General features: G+C 66.0%; 1 protein-coding gene. It reads right to left on the reverse strand.

Translation table 11 applies throughout. The features are described from left to right. Positions 1 to 49 precede the first annotated feature (49 nt). Positions 50 to 865 carry a hypothetical protein gene (locus tag QN350_RS19640; protein ID WP_322138656.1) on the reverse strand — a complete coding sequence of 272 codons (816 nt, stop codon included), beginning with the start codon at positions 863 to 865 and terminating at the stop codon, positions 50 to 52. Between the last annotated feature and the right edge of the window lie 242 nt (positions 866 to 1107).

Raw genomic sequence — 1107 nt, forward strand, 5'->3', positions numbered from 1 at the left:
GTGGGGGATGCCGGGGGCTGGATAGGTGCGAATGCGACGGCCGGGTGAGTCAGGGGCGCCAGCCGCGATCCCGAAGTGCGGTGTCGACCTTGCGCACGGCCGACGCGCTCCTGACCCGGATATGTGTCTTGTTCAGGCGAACCACCCGCCAATCGGCTTCCATGATCGCATCGAGCCGATCGATGTCCCAGTGGTACTGCTCTTCGTCCGTTCGATGCTGCTCGCCGTCGTACTCCACGAGCACTCGATACTCCCGGTAGACGAGGTCGCCCGTCGCAATCTTCCGTCCCGACCTATCCGTCAGGGGAGCGTTCACTTCCGGCTCGGGAAGGCCGGCCCGCACCAGGAGGAGCCGAATCTCGGTTTCCCGCGGCGACAGCACGCCGGGGCGGACCCACTCGAGCGCCTCTCTGAGCCGGCGTGCACCGCGCTTGCCTGCGTGGCGCGCCACGCCGGTGCGCAGCTCGGCCATGGTCGCCACCGGTCGCCTCCCTCCGACCAGTGCGTCTCCCATCACAATGAGTTCATCCAGGCTGAGGACGGCAGCGAGCTGGCGCCAGACATCGACCGGAGCGGCCACGCGATAACCGCCGATATCGACCAGGCGTACCGTTCCTGGTCGCGCATGGTGTGCGACGGTCCCCCTCACTCTCTGTCGTTCCGCCGGGTCGTCGACGCAGACATGAATCACGCCTGACATCGCGAACCGCCGGGGGAGGGGAAGACCGTGCAGGTGCGCTGCCGTCACATGACTGAAGAACTGGGCCGTCGACATCCGCTCGGAGTATGCCGCTATGAGCGTCGCGATCGTTGCTGGGCCCAATCGTGGTGAGCGGATGCCGTGAAACGGCTGCTCAAGGTCCACGCCCCTCATCCGCTTCCGCGATACGCCCTCGTGGCGTCCACGGCGGGTGGTGAAGTGTCGGCCGCGCAATGTGGGGGGCAGCTCGCGACGTCGTTTCATCCCCCGATGATGCCGATTCCCACGAACGAGCGAGCGTTCTATCCACAGCCCGACGGCCAGGGGCCGCGAGAGTACGAAAAAGGCCCCTTCAGATGTCGTGAAGGGGCCATTTTCGTACTCTCGCGAACCACACACCCGTTCTG

Origin of the sequence: Cryobacterium sp. 10I5 (genome assembly GCF_035019865.1) — a bacterium.
GTDB lineage: Bacteria > Actinomycetota > Actinomycetes > Actinomycetales > Microbacteriaceae > Cryobacterium > Cryobacterium breve_A.